This is a genomic window from Saccharibacillus kuerlensis DSM 22868, assembly GCF_000378145.1.
GTDB classification, from domain to species: Bacteria; Bacillota; Bacilli; order Paenibacillales; family Paenibacillaceae; genus Saccharibacillus; species Saccharibacillus kuerlensis.
Map to the genome: position 1 here is coordinate 135,639 of NZ_KB899286.1, position 15,619 is coordinate 151,257.

At 50.2% G+C, this 15,619-nt stretch carries 10 protein-coding genes and 2 pseudogenes; 7 read left to right on the plus strand and 5 right to left on the minus strand.

Annotated features, from left to right (window positions below):
• Positions 1-259 precede the first annotated feature (259 nt).
• The 3 genes from F456_RS0112300 to F456_RS0112310 form a co-directional block, all read right to left on the minus strand.
• Positions 260-1,780 carry a response regulator transcription factor gene (locus F456_RS0112300; protein ID WP_018977338.1) on the minus strand — a complete coding sequence of 507 codons (1,521 nt, stop codon included), beginning with the start codon at positions 1,778-1,780 and terminating at the stop codon, positions 260-262.
• Complete coding sequence (locus F456_RS0112305) at positions 1,755-3,587, minus strand: cache domain-containing sensor histidine kinase (protein ID WP_229675722.1); 1,833 nt, start codon at positions 3,585-3,587, stop codon at positions 1,755-1,757. Before F456_RS0112305 ends, F456_RS0112300 begins: the two co-directional genes overlap by 26 nt.
• A gap of 309 nt (positions 3,588-3,896) precedes the next feature.
• A complete protein-coding gene (locus tag F456_RS0112310; RefSeq protein ID WP_018977340.1) occupies positions 3,897-4,655 on the minus strand; it encodes an exodeoxyribonuclease III in 759 nt (252 codons plus the stop codon).
• A gap of 332 nt (positions 4,656-4,987) precedes the next feature.
• Between F456_RS0112310 and F456_RS0112315 the strand changes: the two genes are divergently transcribed.
• Together F456_RS0112315 and F456_RS0112325 are read left to right on the plus strand one after the other, a co-directional pair.
• Positions 4,988-5,788, plus strand: a complete 801-nt coding sequence (locus F456_RS0112315; RefSeq protein WP_018977341.1) for a hypothetical protein — start codon at positions 4,988-4,990, stop codon at positions 5,786-5,788.
• 245 nt (positions 5,789-6,033) lie between these two features.
• Positions 6,034-7,806: a solute:sodium symporter family transporter gene (locus F456_RS0112325; RefSeq protein WP_040925213.1), complete on the plus strand. Its 1,773-nt coding sequence runs from the start codon at positions 6,034-6,036 to the stop codon at positions 7,804-7,806.
• 141 nt (positions 7,807-7,947) lie between these two features.
• Here F456_RS0112325 and F456_RS0112330 read toward each other — a convergent pair whose 3' ends face one another.
• Both F456_RS0112330 and F456_RS0112335 read right to left on the minus strand, forming a co-directional pair.
• Positions 7,948-9,639, minus strand: coding sequence for a hypothetical protein (locus F456_RS0112330; protein ID WP_018977344.1), 1,692 nt, complete (start codon positions 9,637-9,639; stop codon positions 7,948-7,950).
• A complete protein-coding gene (locus tag F456_RS0112335) occupies positions 9,626-10,189 on the minus strand; it encodes an RNA polymerase sigma factor (protein ID WP_018977345.1) in 564 nt (187 codons plus the stop codon). The genes F456_RS0112330 and F456_RS0112335 overlap by 14 nt, the downstream gene beginning before the upstream one ends.
• Before the next feature lie 444 nt (positions 10,190-10,633).
• On the opposite strand from F456_RS0112335, the gene F456_RS0112340 reads away from it, so the two are divergent.
• The 5 genes and pseudogenes from F456_RS0112340 to F456_RS0112360 form a co-directional block, all read left to right on the plus strand.
• Entirely contained in the window at positions 10,634-12,103 is a 1,470-nt protein-coding gene (locus tag F456_RS0112340) for an N-acetylmuramoyl-L-alanine amidase family protein (protein ID WP_018977346.1), read from the plus strand.
• A 160-nt stretch (positions 12,104-12,263) separates the two neighbouring features.
• A pseudogene (locus F456_RS0112345) lies at positions 12,264-12,809 on the plus strand (bifunctional transcriptional activator/DNA repair enzyme AdaA); the annotation flags it as partial.
• 160 nt (positions 12,810-12,969) lie between these two features.
• On the plus strand, positions 12,970-14,058 hold the full coding sequence (locus F456_RS0112350) for a DNA-3-methyladenine glycosylase 2 (RefSeq protein ID WP_018977348.1): 1,089 nt from the start codon (positions 12,970-12,972) through the stop codon (positions 14,056-14,058).
• A 48-nt stretch (positions 14,059-14,106) separates the two neighbouring features.
• Entirely contained in the window at positions 14,107-14,784 is a 678-nt protein-coding gene (locus F456_RS0112355; RefSeq protein WP_018977349.1) for a methylated-DNA--[protein]-cysteine S-methyltransferase, read from the plus strand.
• A 629-nt stretch (positions 14,785-15,413) separates the two neighbouring features.
• Positions 15,414-15,619 (plus strand): annotated as a pseudogene (locus tag F456_RS0112360) (DUF4372 domain-containing protein); the annotation flags it as partial.

The window sequence follows — 15,619 nt, forward strand, 5'->3', positions numbered from 1 at the left end:
TGTGTGTCTGTGTGTTTCTGCACGGTTGAATTATCTTTGCTTCTGCCTTGTGATAAGAACTATCTTCACTTTAAATGATGAAAGCACTTTCAAAAAGAAGATAAAATCAATATATCAGGGTACAAAATAAAGAAAAGACCACCAAATGGTGATCTCTATCATTGAAATGATAAAATGTTTTACATGTAAGTAACATGAAAATAACACGAATATACTTTTAATTTTCAGCATTGAAATACTCATTGCTTGGACTTCACGTTTACTGAAGCATTTTGTATTCGGTCGGCGATATGCCCACATGTTTTCTAAACTGCTTGTAAAAGTATCCCGTCTCCCAGTAGCCCACGCTTCGCGAAATATCCTGTACTTTCAAGCTGGTCGTTCGCAATTTTTCCTTCGCCCGTTCAATCCGATATTTGTTCAGATAATCCGTAAAAGTTTCTCCTGTCTCCTTATGAAACAGCTGCCCCAAATAAACGGGATGGATATGGTACTGCGAGCCCAACATTTTCAACGACAGCTCTTCGCCGTAATGGTCGGCAATATGGCCGAGTATCTGCTGCACAACGGGGCTTCGCGTATCGCGGCTCAGCATCCCAACCGTCTCTTCCGCTGCGCGGCGAACCGCTTCGATCAATTCCTCCATGTGCGAAGCTGCACGGATTCGATCCAACATCCGCAGCAGAGGTTCGCCGTCTTCTTCATGCTTGAATTCACGCAGCACGGCACGGAAATCCGCGCAAACGCCAAGTGCAATATTTTGCAGCTCTTCCGGTGTTATGCCTTCCGTTCTGCTCAGCAGCGTCAAATCCTCGCCAATACGCCGCTTCAGCTCTTCTCGATCGCGCGACAGAATGAGACGAGCATATTCCCGGCCGAGATTCGCCTTGGCCGAGCTTGTCGTCTCCGGCATGGAAGCCGCAGCCTGCAGCTTATACTCGAAAATTCGGCTTTTGGGATCGACAAGTGCATACTCCAGCGCCTTCTTCGCTTCCATTCGGCTGGCAGGTCCATGCTGCGGCAGAAGACCGCTACTGCCAGAACCGATCCGCAGCCCTTCTTCACCGATCCGCTGTTCCAGCTTGTGCGCAATTTGCAGCAGCCGATCTCGCCCGTCTTTGTCGGTCAGTTGGACAATAACGGCGACATCACCGTCAATATCGCGGAAAACGATGCACTCCGGTTCATCCCGGAGAGCTTCCTCCGCACGGTCTGTCAGCGTGTCACCGTCCCGGACAGAACGAAGCATCAGCACAGCCAGCTGTGGATGCCGAAACTCAAGACCCATCAGCCCTGCCCGTTCGGCGAATTCCGTTTGTGAGATCTGCTCCGTCAGCCAACGATGCAGCACATTATCGCGGATAATTCTTGTACCGAACGCATCGAACCGCTTCTCGCGCTCTGCACGGCTAAGCTTCTCCGTCACATTTGCCAGAGTCGCTTCAAGTTCTTCTACATTAATCGGCTTGAGCAAATAGTTTTCGATGCCAAGCTTCATGCCTTCCTTGAGATAATTGAACTCGTTGAACCCACTCAATACAATCACTTTAAGGTTCGGCTGAAACTCCCGGACTTTGCGAATCAACTCAAGCCCGTTCATCTCCGGCATAGAAATATCGGTAAGCAGCACATCTGCCGATATGTCCCGCAGCGCCCCCAACGCTTCGCGGCCGTCCAATGCGTTTCCTACAACTTCAAGTCCGAGCGAATTCCAATCCATGATGTCATAAAGTCCATCGATAATAAAAGGTTCGTCATCCACCAGAAACACTTTGTACATGCCGCTCCTCCTCTCCCGAATTGGGGCAGCGCATTTCGACCAGCGTTCCCTGCCCTGCGCCTCCGCTATGTACTTCAATACCGTATTCCGGCCCATAAAGAAGCCTCAATCGTTCATGTATGCTGCGCAGGCCGAAACCTCCTTCCGCTGCTGCTTCTCCATCTGTGCGATACAGCATATTACGCAGATCGCACAGTTTCTCGGACGGAATCCCACGCCCGTTGTCCCGTACCCGTACCGCAATATCCCCTTGTTCCAGGTCGACAAAAATGACAATGCGGTTGTCTTCATCCCGACTGCGAATACCGTGCACGATATAGTTCTCCACAATCGGCTGCACACACAATCTCGGCACTTCCGCATTCAGCAGTTCAGGATCGACTTGTATATCGTAGGCCAGCCGATCTTTATACCGAATACGGAACAACTCGAGATACAGCCGACACGCCTCCAATTCATCCTTCATGGTATGCCGCTCTTTTTGCTGAACGAAGCTCTTGAACAGCATGGACAGGCTGTAGATCATCTCGCCGACGTCGCGCGCTCCCTGCGACACGGCTCTCATCCGAATCACTTCCAATGTATTATACAGAAAATGCGGGTTCACCCTTGCCTGCAGCGCCGCCAATTCCGTATGCTTTTGTTTGATATCCGCTTTGTACACTCGATCGATATACAAATTCAGTTCATCGAGCATGTCGTCAAAGCTTCCGGCAATCTGCCCCAGCTCGTCCTCTTTCCGATCGTGGATTCGTGTCTGCAGGTCGCCGTGTTTGACGCGCTGGGTTAGACGAATAATCCGGTTCGTTCGTTTTGCAAAACTGAAAATGAACAGTGACGGAACGAGAATCGCAAAAAGAATGCATACCGCTCCAATGGTCACGATTGTATTGCGCAGATGCTCATACGATTCGGCTGCTTCGGCCGGGCTCAGGATTCCGGCAACGGTATAACCGCCGGAAGTCGAAGCCAGCTTGTTGAGGTAAAGACCGCCTTCCGGCGACGGGCCGGACGAGCTGACGTCATAGACCGACTTCAACCGCTCCGCATAGGGGAACTTGCCACCATAGTACTGATCTGACGTATCGAACAGGACCTGCCCATTCGCATCCAACACAAAAATATCTCCTTTGAATTCCTGTTCGTAGGCAGTCAGCGCATTCCAAAGACCGGTCGAATCAAACCAAACGGTCAGCTGACCAAGATTTTTAAAACTTTGCTTATCATTAATTGGCCTGGTAACCGAGTACATCGTTTCTCCGCTGCTGCCGAGAGCACGGCTTACCCAAGCATTAGGTTTTGAGACGTTAGCGCTCTCCAATGCCATCGCATCGGGCACGTAGGATTGCGATGCGTTAACCGGCACCGCTTTGAATTCCGCATTCCGGCCGTAAGCATAAAGCATCTGCTGCTCACTGCTGTACAGAACGAGCATCCGGATATCCGGTTGGGTCTCCAGCACATTCTCCATATGCGTCTTGGCATTCGCTGAATCGATACCCGTTTGCGTATAGAGGTCGAGCCGATAGCGAACGTAATCCGGATACGGGTATAAGAGAAAATGCGACAAATCGAGCGACAGCGCATCGTTACGATAAATATCCGGCATGATCGAATCCGCATTTTCAAGACGCAGACCGATATAACGATCGATCGCTGACATGGCCGCTTTCTGATTATCCAGCTCCCGGCGTACCGCCGACTGCGACATGGAAACAAACATAAAATAAGAAAAAGCGATAATCGTTACGATTGTAATGAAAGAGAAGAGCAGAATGGTTTTGGTAAACAAATTGTTTTTAAACATTCTTCGATAAAACTCCAGCATATGTTTGCCCGCTCCTCCCCTTTCGGATTTTTCGATATTTTCGCATTCCGTTTGCTATCTGTCTATCCGCTTGAGACATAAATGTTCTATTTTCAACTATCATTATCTGTCTACCCTATACAATGAAAGCCTTTTCAATAAGGGGCAAAACTAAAGATTTGGTGTTTGAATTAAAGAAAAGGAAAAAGACCCGTCTTCCGACAGGTCTCTCGGTTATATCCGTTGGAATGTTCACTCGAATTATAGGCTCGTGACCACCGGATGTAAAGAATTCGTCCCGAAGTACAGCTACAGATCTTCCGTTTCCAAAATGACCGGACAATGATCGCTTCCCATAATCAGGCAGTCGATTCGCGCGTCCTTCAATTTCGGCGCAAGACGCGCGGAAGCCAGGAAATAGTCGATTCGCCAGCCAATATTGCGCTCTCTGACTTTTGCCATATAGGACCACCAACTGTAGACATCCGTCTTATCCGGATGGAAATGACGGAATGTATCAATGAAACCGGCGCCCAGCAGCTCGGTCATCTTGCCGCGCTCCTCATGCGTGAAACCGGAATTGCCGATATTGGAACGGGCATTTTTAAGATCGATTTCTTGATGTGCCACATTAAGATCACCGCAGACGATCACAGGCTTCTCCGCATCCAACCGGATCAAATAATCGCGGAATCGGTCTTCCCATTCTAGTCGGTAGGGCAGACGGGTCAGGTCGCGCTTGGCATTCGGCGTATAGACATTCACCAGATAAAAACCTTCAAATTCCAGTGTCAAAATGCGACCCTCGTCTTCCGAATCGGTCTCGATGCCATAGCGGACTGACAGCGGACGAACCTTAGTGAATACAGCGGTGCCGGAGTAGCCTTTTTTCAACGCATAATTCCAATATTGATAATATTCGCGGGAAGGCTCCATCGTGATCTGGCCTTCCTGCAGCTTCGTCTCCTGCAGACAGAAGATGTCGGCATCCTGCTCCTCGAAATAATCGTTGAAGCCTTTATTGACCGCAGCCCGCAGGCCGTTGACGTTCCAAGAAATCAATTTCACAGTAAAACTCTCCTTCTAACGTTGAACTTTCGGAAGATGGCAGATGATCGGCCGGCTCCGTAAGCCAGTGTATCATATTGTCCGCTCCTTGACCTGCAGCATCTATTGTATCTGTTTTTCATTTTCCGCAAAAGCTTGCCGGGTGTATTGATAGGAACATACATTCCATTTTTTGTTGACGACAATAGTCTTCTTGTAGTATAGTGGACGCAATTGAAGTGAACGGCGCGGGGAAGCACCCTGTGGACAAGGTTAATTAACCTTTCCGCAGGGTGCTTTTTTGCGTTCTACCGTTCCGATTCACTATTTCATTTCAAAAAGGAGCTGAATTTATGTCTTTGTTGTCCATTTCCAAAAAACGCCGTCCCCTTCGTCTCGCCGCCCTCCTGCTGGTCTTTACGCTCACACTATCATTTGCCGCCCCCCAAGGTCGCACCTATGCCGCCGACGGGGCATGGGCTTCCGCCCTGTCCGGCATTGATACCCTGTACGACGGCTATACGGCGCTCGAAACTGCCAACAAAATCGAGAAGTTGGAAATTCAAACGCTGCGCAAAGACACGGCGGCCCGACTTAAAAATGTAAATGCCGCTATCAAGGCGATCGACAAGCCGAAGATCGACCGTCTCGCCGCAGAGTGGGCAGCACTCAAAAGCAAATATGCCGCTGTCATCGGGCAGTACAGCGATCTAGGCAAACAGGCGAGCGCAGCCCGTAAGCGCAAGGACAAGAAAAATGCAGACCTGCTCGATCTAAAACGCAATAAGTTGAAGCCATCGGTTAATGCCGCCAAGATTGAGATCAAGAACGCCCAAAACGCCCTGGCTGCGGCCAAAAAGCAGGCGGCAGCCAAAGCGAAGATCGTCAAAGATACCCTTGCACCTGTTAAGGCGCTCAAGCAGCAGATAACCGCCGAGAATAAATCAATTGCGGGATTTAACAAAACACGCGCTGCCGCCTATAAGCGCTATCGTTCCTCCGTCAAGCAGGGCAATGCCATTACGGCGGCAGCCGAGATGACGTTGATGTATACCCAGCTCGGCAAAATCCATTCTTCCCAACAGAAAATTTACGGCTGGGAAAAGCAGATCTCAACAGCAGTCAAGTCGGCAGCGGCAAAACTGCCGTCCTAGGCCGAATTCTGCCATCGGTTGCCCAGGTCTAAGATGCAAGACATCATATTCTAAAACGTTCAGCCGCCAAACCTTCTATCGAACTCCTGCTGCTCCTCCGGTTCTTCTTCTCCCAGCGTAAGATATCTGAAAAAAAATAACAGCCGGTGATTCATGAAGCTTTTCTCCGGCTATTAATAGGAGATATGTCGCTTGCTGTGGATGCTTGTATGTATAAAGAAGAATTTTACGTCGAGGTGGTTCGTTTGGAAGTATCGAATATCTGGTTCACCCTTCTTTCCTGCCTGTTCTTCATGGGCCTCGTCGCCTACATTTCGTATCGCCTGACCAAAGGCGAGGTGAACAGCAGCGAAGGTTATTTCTTGGCGGGAAGAGGATTGAGCGGAACGTTTATCGCCGGTTCTCTTCTGCTGACCAATCTGTCCGCAGAACAGTTGATCGGCCTGAACGGTCAAGGCTACCGGGCAAATTTGTCAAACATGGCCTGGGAAGTTACTGCCGGTGTCGCAGTGATCGTACTGGCGCTCTATCTGCTGCCTAAATATCTTGGCGCCGGAATCTCGACCATCCCTGAATTTCTGAGTAAGCGCTACGACGATGGAGTTAGAAGATTGACCGTTCTGCTGTTTATGTTCGGCTATATTCTTGTGACGATCCCATCCACGCTGTATTCCGGTGCACTGGCGGTCATGCAGCTGTTTGATATTCCTTCGCTGTTCGGAATTTCTTATGGCCAGTCGTTATGGTTGATCGTATGGATCATCGGTATTATCGGAGCGATTTATGCCATCTTCGGCGGACTTCGTGCCGTAGCCGTTTCGGATACGCTGAATGGAATCGGCCTGCTGATTATCGGCATTCTTGTTCCTATTCTTGGCTTTATCGCTCTTGGAGACGGGAGCATACTGCAGGGAATGAAGACGATTGCAACGCAGGCACCAGAAAAACTGAACGCGATCGGCTCCAGTACGGATTCCGTACCGTTCGCAGCGATCTTTACCGGCATTTTGTTCGCCAACTTGTTCTATTGGTCCTCAAACCAATATGTCATTCAGCGGACGCTCGGTGCAAAGAACTTGGCCGAGGGACAAAAGGGGGCTCTTCTGTCCGGTTACTTCAAGCTTCTAATTCCTTTTTTCATGATGATTCCAGGCGTTATTGCCTTTCATCTGTATGGCGGAAATCTAGCCAGCGTCGATCTCGCTTATCCGACGCTTGTCGCTAATGAACTTCCAATCTACTTAAGCGGATTTTTCCTCGCCGTTCTGCTGGGGGCCGTATTCAGCTCGTTCAATTCCCTGCTGAACAGCGCGGCGACCATGTTTACATTGGACGTCTACAAGCCGCTGTTCGCTCCAAATGCGGATGACAGGAAGCTGATCCGGATCAGTAAAATATTCGGAACGATTGTTGCTGTAGTCTCCATGGCGATCTCTCCGCTGCTGGTTAATGCTCCGGACGGACTGTGGGATCTCATCCGCAAATTTACGGGATTTTTCAATATTCCGATCATCGTAATTTTGCTGATGGGCATTTGGACGAAGAAAGTGCCGCCTATGGCAGCCAAAGTCGTTATCATCTTCCACGTCATTGCCTACTATATGCTCGTCTGGGGAACGGATCAGCTGTTCGGCCTTGATCTTGGTTTGAATTTCGTCTACGTTTACGGCATCATGTTCTTTGTCGAAGCAGGTATCATGCTGGTGATCGGACGCGTAGGCAAATCCCGGGAATCCTACCGGATTCCCTATCGTCCCCGCGGTGATATGACTCCTTGGAAATATGCCATCATGTCTTCCATCTTGTTGTTCTCGGCTATCATCGGGATGTACATTCTATTCTCCCCAATTGGTCTGGCATATTCGGACGGTATTGTGTCGCCTTGGTTCCTGCCGGCCATAACCGCCCTGATTGTTCTGGCCGTGCTAATCTCGCTCTGGTCGATCCGCAAATGGAACGGACGTTACGCCCATTATCTGAATCGAACACCGGATCAGGCGGAAAATCATACTCCCTGATTGAATGGTATGACTTATCGTGCAGGCCAAATTCTGATACAGACCAAATTCAAAAAGCGTAAGGACGGGCATCAGCCCGCTCTTACGCTTTTCGTCTGTTTATCGTCCTATTATTTGCAGGCTATTTGTAAGCGAAAACGGTCATTCTCCGCTTTCTGTCGGCAAAGAAAGCGCATTTGCCGGCAGATCGACCGACCAGCCGACATCATTATAAATCTTGGGTACCATCGTACGTCGAAGCGTCAGCTGTTCCGGAAGCTTCTCCATGTATAAAATTTCAAAACGCACCTCATCTCCCGCAGTCGGATCGGGATAATAAAACTGACCGTTTTCATCGACCGCTTCCCAGATCCCGTCGCGGCCGTTGACATACTCGGACCGGTAATCCAAATATACGGTAGGGATGCCGTCCCGTTTGTCGATCTCGGCACCTGTCAGCTCAAAGCGGTCACCTTCGTCTTCCAGTACAACGGGATTCCGCTTAAGATCGGACGGATCAAATGTAATCTCTTCCCGGCCTTCCAGAGCGGTTTGGTAACTTTCCAAAATAAATTTATAAGGCTGCTGACCGTCTCCGCTCAAACCATTTGTTTCCGCCATTGGATAAACAAGCGTCCATTCTCCCTCTCCGGTATTCTTGTCGTAATGTGTCAAAACGGTCTCCGCGTTAAAATAATTGCTTGTGCTGCCGTAACGCCCAACCACGCGTCCGTCTTGATCTTCGATACGAAATTGGAACTCGATTTGACTGCCCAAATCCCCCGGACTGCGATCCCTGATCTCGCCAGAAGCGATCGTATGCAGATCAACGCGAATCGTTCCCGGAGTCCGGATCAAACGGTTTACCTCGATGTTCAATCCGTCCGGCGCCTTGTAAGTCTTGTCGACAGCCGAGAATGCGGCATATTTCTTGGCCGTTTGAAGATCCAGTGAGTAATCGAACACAAGCGGCTCGGTCTCGACGATCTCTTCCCGATCCAACTCTCTGTCCATTCGGTTAATTCCTTCGATTTCCCCCGAAAACTCGATCCGATCGGGAAGCGGCTGATTCATTACATACACATAGGCTTCCATTCCGTTTACTGCAGACTGATCTGTGCGGGCATGAACAGCACCCTCCCGGCCGTCAGGACCTGTCAGCACAAAAGGGAGTTCGTACGGAAACGCTCTGCTGACAGGCTGTCCGTTACCGTCGGTCGTTCGGGTCAGAATGACAATTTGAGAGGCGTCCGCCAGTATCCCCATCACTTCAAAACGGTACCCGCTCTTATCGTCGTGAAGCGAGATGTCCGGATAAAATACCAGTCCGAACGAATCCAACAGCGCCGCTCGGCTTGTCCAACTCCACTCGTAATTAGGATCATTCAGCAGCTTTCCGATCCGTTCACGGTCGGCGGTATCGATCTTCTTCTGTACGCCGGCGGTAATGGAAGGCTGCTGTTCCTGCTTTCCGAGAAGTTCCATGCCGCTTTGAAGAGCGGCATACCACCCCGCGCCTCCGAGCAGCACCAGCGCACATGCGGCGACTGCAGCTCTTCTCCATTGAGCGATAGGTTTGAGTCTGCGTGTCGTATGCCTCGCTGCGGAACCCGAGTACTCAATTTCCGCTCCTTCGAGGGCTGCCATCACTCCCGCAGTAAACCCTTCATCCGGACCGTCCGAATAAAACGCATTCTCGAACATACGCTGCTCGGACCGAATCCGATCCAATTCTTTTCTGCAGGCATCGCATTCTTTCAGATGTGCCTCCATATGGGCGCTAACCGGAGACCCCGATGGGTCGGCTTCTCTCATAACATGGTGTTCCAACTCGCTGCGGCTAAAGCATCTCATAGCGCAATCCTCCTTCCGCCTGCACTTTTTTGTACAAACTCTTCTTGGCTCGATAAATGCGGTTTTTGACTTGGTTTGCACTTAACCCTGTAATTCCAGCAATCTCTTCGTAGCTGAGTTCATTCGTATATCGAAGCAGCAGCACAATCCTGTATTTCTCGGGCAAACGCTCCAGCAGCCGATGTACTTCCCTGCGCATTTCGAGTTCTAAAACTTGCCGTTCGGGCGTATCGTCGCTGCGGGGCTCCGCTATGTTTTCATCTTCTATGTACAGCGGCCTTCGTTTTCGAGTGAAATCGCGCATGGCATTGACCGCAATACTGTAGATCCAAGCCGAGAAGCGTTCCTCTTCCTTCAGATCTCCAAGCTTCCGATAAGCCCGTATAAAGGTCTCCTGCGCCAAATCCTGAGCATCTTGATGCCCGGCCCCCATCCCCCGCAGCAGACCGTAGATTTTATTTTTGTATTGGTCAACGATCAAAGCATACCTCTGTTTGTCTCCCTGTCGGATCTGCATCAGCAGTTCTCGCTCTGTCAGTGGTTCGCTCATCGTCCCCCTCCTCTTTTCTGTATCATCTCGATCTGATCCTTATACATAGACGATACTTGTTTCCGAAGTACTCACTTTCACACCAAAAAATTTCACTGCGTTTCCCACGTCAGTAATTATGCAAAAACCAGGTATGATTCTCATTATCTCATGTCCGCACTACTTGCCGTCTTTGCATATCCCCTCATTAAAAAAGCGGCAGCTCATTGCCCGCCATCCCTCTTCGCATAAACGCCCATATCCCTGAAGCAGCGCTCCCAGCCTTTTTGCCGTAAGTTTGTCCATTCTATCAAATCAAATTCACTTGAATTTTTCTCTTTAATGCTCTATTTTTGTGTAAGGTAATATTTTTTGCGCGGGCGAAACTTTTGTTATATTCAAGCGTCCAATTCTATGAAAACGTCGGATAGTTGCGATCATCAAGAGAGCAAAGGAGAAGTGAAAATGAAACTCGGAAATCACATGTGGAAAAAAACAGCTGCGGTATTTATGGCCGTTATGCTGCTGGCCACCCTGGTACTTCCCGGATCGATTCGACACGCCGCCGCTGCAGAAGCCGGAACACGCATTGTGCTGGACGGGCAAACTATCGAAGGTGCCGAGCCTATTGTCATTGCCGGAACGACGATGGTCCCGATTCGGATCGTCTCGGAGCAGCTCGGCTACTCCGTAAACTGGAACCAGAATTCCGGACGCATTACGATCGGCAGCAGTTCCTCCCCTCCTCTCATTTTGACGCTCGGCAGTCTGACCGCCGAATCGGCAAACCATACGATTGCGATGGAACAGGCACCGTTTGTCCGTTCGAATACTACGTACGTACCGCTGCGTTTTGTCGGCTCGCAGATGGGACTCGGGGTCAAATGGGAACAAGCTTCCCAGACCGTGTATTTGCAAAGCCGGCTTGAAGAACCTGCCGCTCCTGCAACTCCGGCTGTCCCAGTGCCTTCAACACCTGTCGGTTCGGCACCTGTCGATTCAGTACCTGTCGTTTCAACACCTTCGTCAGCTGCTTCGATCGATAGTATCAGCTTCAGCGACAAAAGGCTGACGATCTCCGCCGGAGCATCCGTGACGCCGAAAAGCACGGTATTGAGCAATCCGGACCGGATCGTCGTCGACCTGCCGAACAGCGCCTTTGGCCCAGGCCTGCTTCAAAAAGAAAACCTGAGTCTTGGCAAAGTCGCGACTCTGCCGGTATCTAATTCAGCCGTCGTCAAGCAGGTTCGCTATTCGCTGTTCAGCGAAAGCCCATCTACCGTTCGGGTTGTACTCGACCTAAACCGCAGCGTTGGCTACAACTTGTACACGCAGGGCAATCTGGTTATCGTCGATCTGAATGACGATGGAATTGCACCTCCTGCCGGAACCAACGGCAAAAAGATCGTCGTCATTGATCCGGGACATGGCGATCATGATTCCGGCGGTGTCGGCAACGGCGTGAAAGAAAAAGGCGTTGTATTGAATGTCGGACTGAAAGTCGCCGCTCTGCTCAAGCAGGAGCCTAATATCGATCTGATTATGACCCGAAGCGACGATACGTTCGTCACACTGGACGGACGTGCGCAGTTGGCCAATAATGCCGAAGCGGATGTCTACGTATCCATTCATGCCAATATGGCTTCATCGAGCAGTGCAGGCGGAACCGAGACCTTCTATGCCGACGCCGCACGCAGCAAGTCGCTGTCGGACACCATTCAGAAGCATGTGCTTGAAGCTACGGGCTTCAGAGACCGGGGCTCCAAGCAGGCCAATTATCTCGTTATTCGCAAAACGAATATGCCGGCCGCTCTGGTGGAAATCGGATTCCTCAGCAACAAACAGGAAGCCGCTCTAATGACCCAAGACAGCTTCCAGCAGAAAGTTGCCGAAGCGATCGTAGCGGGTATCAAGGAATATCTGAAATTGAATTGATGTGCCAACCCGAAAGGACTTCTCATATGAGGAGTCTTTTTTCAATTCCAAACCAAGACCATAAGAGCAATATTGAGGAGGATGTTCCTTATCCGGTCCTGTTACAATAAGAGCAGAACCGACGAATCGAGAAACGGAAAACGTAGAGGAGGAATGCGGAATGACCGGAAGCCGGCTTTCTTTCGAGGAGATGTGGGAACGAATCATGGCGTGCGACGATCGCTACGACGGGTTGTTCTTCACGGCAGTCAAGACGACACGCATCTACTGTCGACCTTCCTGCCGTTCGCGCAAACCCAAAAAAGAGAATGTGGATTTTTACCTGGTTATATCCGAAGCGGAAGCTGCCGGATATCGGCCGTGCAAACGATGTCAGCCGCAGGTTGAACACTCCCCCTGGAACGGCTTTGTGCTGCTGGCAAGAGCTTTTATCGTCGAACATTATAGGGAAAATTTGCTGTTAAAAGACATTGCGGAACATGTCAAACTTAGTGTCCACTATCTTGACCGGCTGTTCAAACAGGAGACTGGAGAAACGCCCCGTCTATATCTAGAAAAGGTGCGGGTAGATCGTGCGGCACATCTGCTGCGATGGAGCGAAAAATCGAATCTGGAGATCTGTTACGAGGCTGGATTTCATACGCCGTCCAATTTCTACAAAGCATTCCGCCGTCATCACGATTGCTCGCCGGGCGAGTATCGCAATCAAGGTGCACCGATCATGCGCGAAGATATTCGGCGAAAAGCCCTAAAACGTTCGGCAGCTGCCGAAAACGCCGAATACGTCGGTCAAATGGTTGTGAGTGAAATAGGGTATTGAACGGGTCTCAGAACATGAAATCCCCATCTGAAAGGAGACACGCTGCATGATGAACAAATTCTCTCCTCTCTCTATATCTCCTGATGCATGCGAGCGGATTGAACTGCGCGTTCCCGCTCCTTTCAGCTGGTCGGAATGTTTGGCTTACTTGGGAAGATCCGATCTGGAGATCATGCACCGTGTTGAAGAGGACTGCGTATACAAAGCCGTCGAATTGAATGGATATCCTATTCTGCTGAAATTGGATTATACGCAAGAAAATGTTCTTCGAAACAATGCGATGCCTGCAAGTGTCCTCTCCGCACTACGGATCGGCTTTCCTCAGGAGGACCCTGGGCCGGAACTTCGGAATGCGGCCGAGGATTATGTCCGTGACTGGTTCGGCCTTGACGATGATCTGGAAGCTTTTTCTGTTATGGCTCAGCGCGATCCTATCTTGGGCCTGGTCGTCTCCGCCCATGCCGGACTGCGGCTGATCGGCATTCCCGACCTTTTTGAAGCATTGACTTGGGCAATCATCGGCCAGCAAATCAGCCTACCGTTTGCCTATACGATGAAAAGGCGGCTGGTTGAAGCCTATGGTGAAACGCTCTCTATTAGCGCTGCTGCAGACGCTGTAGATATTGTTGATAACACGACAGATATTACTGTTGACGCTGCAGATATTGTTGGTGAAGCGGCAGTCATTGCTGGTGACGATGTTGGGATTATGGGAGCTGCAAACGAGCCTTTTCATCTCTTTCCGCGCCCTGCACGTATCGCTGCATTAACGCCGGACGACCTGCGGCCCATGCAGTTTTCCGGCCGCAAAGCGGAATATATCATCGGCATTGCGCAGATGATGGAGGAAGGCCGTCTCTCCAAGGAGGGCCTGCTGCGTATGGACGAAGAGCAGGCCCGGGAAATGCTGCTCTCGATCCGCGGTGTCGGAGCGTGGACGGCGGACTACGTCGGAATGAAATGTCTGCGCCGACCGTCGGCTTTCCCAATTGCCGATGCCGGGCTGCATCAAGCACTCAAGCGAGCGCTTGGATTAAATCGCAAGCCTCACCCGAACGAGATTGCCGAAGTCTCTGCCGGCTGGCACGGTTGGGAAGCCTATGCGACATTTTATCTATGGCAGTCGCTTCTGTAACTTTTCATAAATTGCTTTTTTCATAATCAGATAGAAGGAGGTTTCGATATGAACGTTCATATCCCCGTTTCGCATCCTACCGGTTCACATGCTACCGGTTCGAATGCTTCGGCGCTTACAATTCAGCAGGTTAAGCTGTCTGATTCAACAGCATCTGCATCGTCAACGCCTAGGATATCCCGCTTATTCTACAATTCGCCGCTCGGCGAACTGCTTATTGAAGGAACGACCGAAGCGGTATCAACAATTCTGTTCACTGATACGACAATGCCTGAAGGTTGGCCTGCCGTTCATCCGTTCCCTGACGCATCGGCGTCCGAAATCCATCCATCCGATCCGCCTGAAAGCAAGATTCCCGAGGCCCTGCGGTTGTGCCGTCGACAGCTCGTTGAATATTTCCGCGGTCAGCGGCGTGAGTTCGATTTCCCTTATACATTCGACGGTACATTGTTCCAACGTGCTGTCTGGAGTGAGCTGTCCGGCGTCCCTTATGCAGAATTCCGTTCCTATAAAGACCTTGCCGTCGCAATCGGCAGTCAGCGCGCTGTTCGTGCAGTAGGCGCGGCCAACGGCCGCAACAAACTCAGCATTGTACTGCCCTGCCACCGTATCGTCGGCGCAAGCGGCAAACTGACCGGCTATGCCGGCGGGCTGTGGCGCAAAGAGTGGCTGCTGCAGCATGAAGCAAAGTTCGGCAGAATTGGTTCTGTACGCAAACTCAGTTAAGCCAGATCCCAACCGAGATCAGTGCCAAAAAAGCCTTAAACATGCTCGCTGCCTTGCCATAACGAGCCGCTCCGGTGTGTGCGACCCAAAGTACCACATTCAGTCGATGTCTCCGATCTTTCGGATGCCGTCCCTCCTTTTGTATTTGGACAGGGGCAAAAAAGATTCAATGGCATTCCACTCTTCGTCGGTTAAATCGTATCAATGTCTTATGTCTTTAATTTAATGGAATTAAAAGCACTCCTGAAGTTTGCGTACACGTCTTCTAAAGTGTGTTAAAAAGTATGAAAAAGAGGCTTGCGAGTGTGTTCTGAAGAGTCTATTGAAGGTGTGAGAAAGAAGGAAAGGAAGAGAAAAAAGAAAATAAGTGCGCATATGCAATTATTTTTATCGAATTTTTGAATTTCGCTGAAATAAGTGCTTCCATACACTTATTTCAGCGTTTTCGAGTTTCTAACTGTACTTCCCTATTAAATAGTTGTACCTGTGCACTTATTGTACGATTTGGCGAGCTTTTGCGGAAATTAATTGTATATAAGTAGGCCTGTTGATTAACCAAAAAATAGCAAAAAGGACGCCTCTTTGTTAAGCTGTTTGTACCCCTACAAACATCGAAACGAGGCGACCTCATGACAAAGTCTACGACATTCTCGAGTGTTCTGCAAACTGTATTTCCCCGCGAGCAAATCGAAGAGTTGCTCGCGGAAATCGGCTATGTCGATGTGGCTCGGAAGTTCACCGGTTACGATTTGTTTCTGTTTTTGGCTGAAGCGGCTTTGCAGCAGTGGAAGGGGTACCGGGATGCCGAACCGCGTCTGGCCGCCAGCGGCCTGAA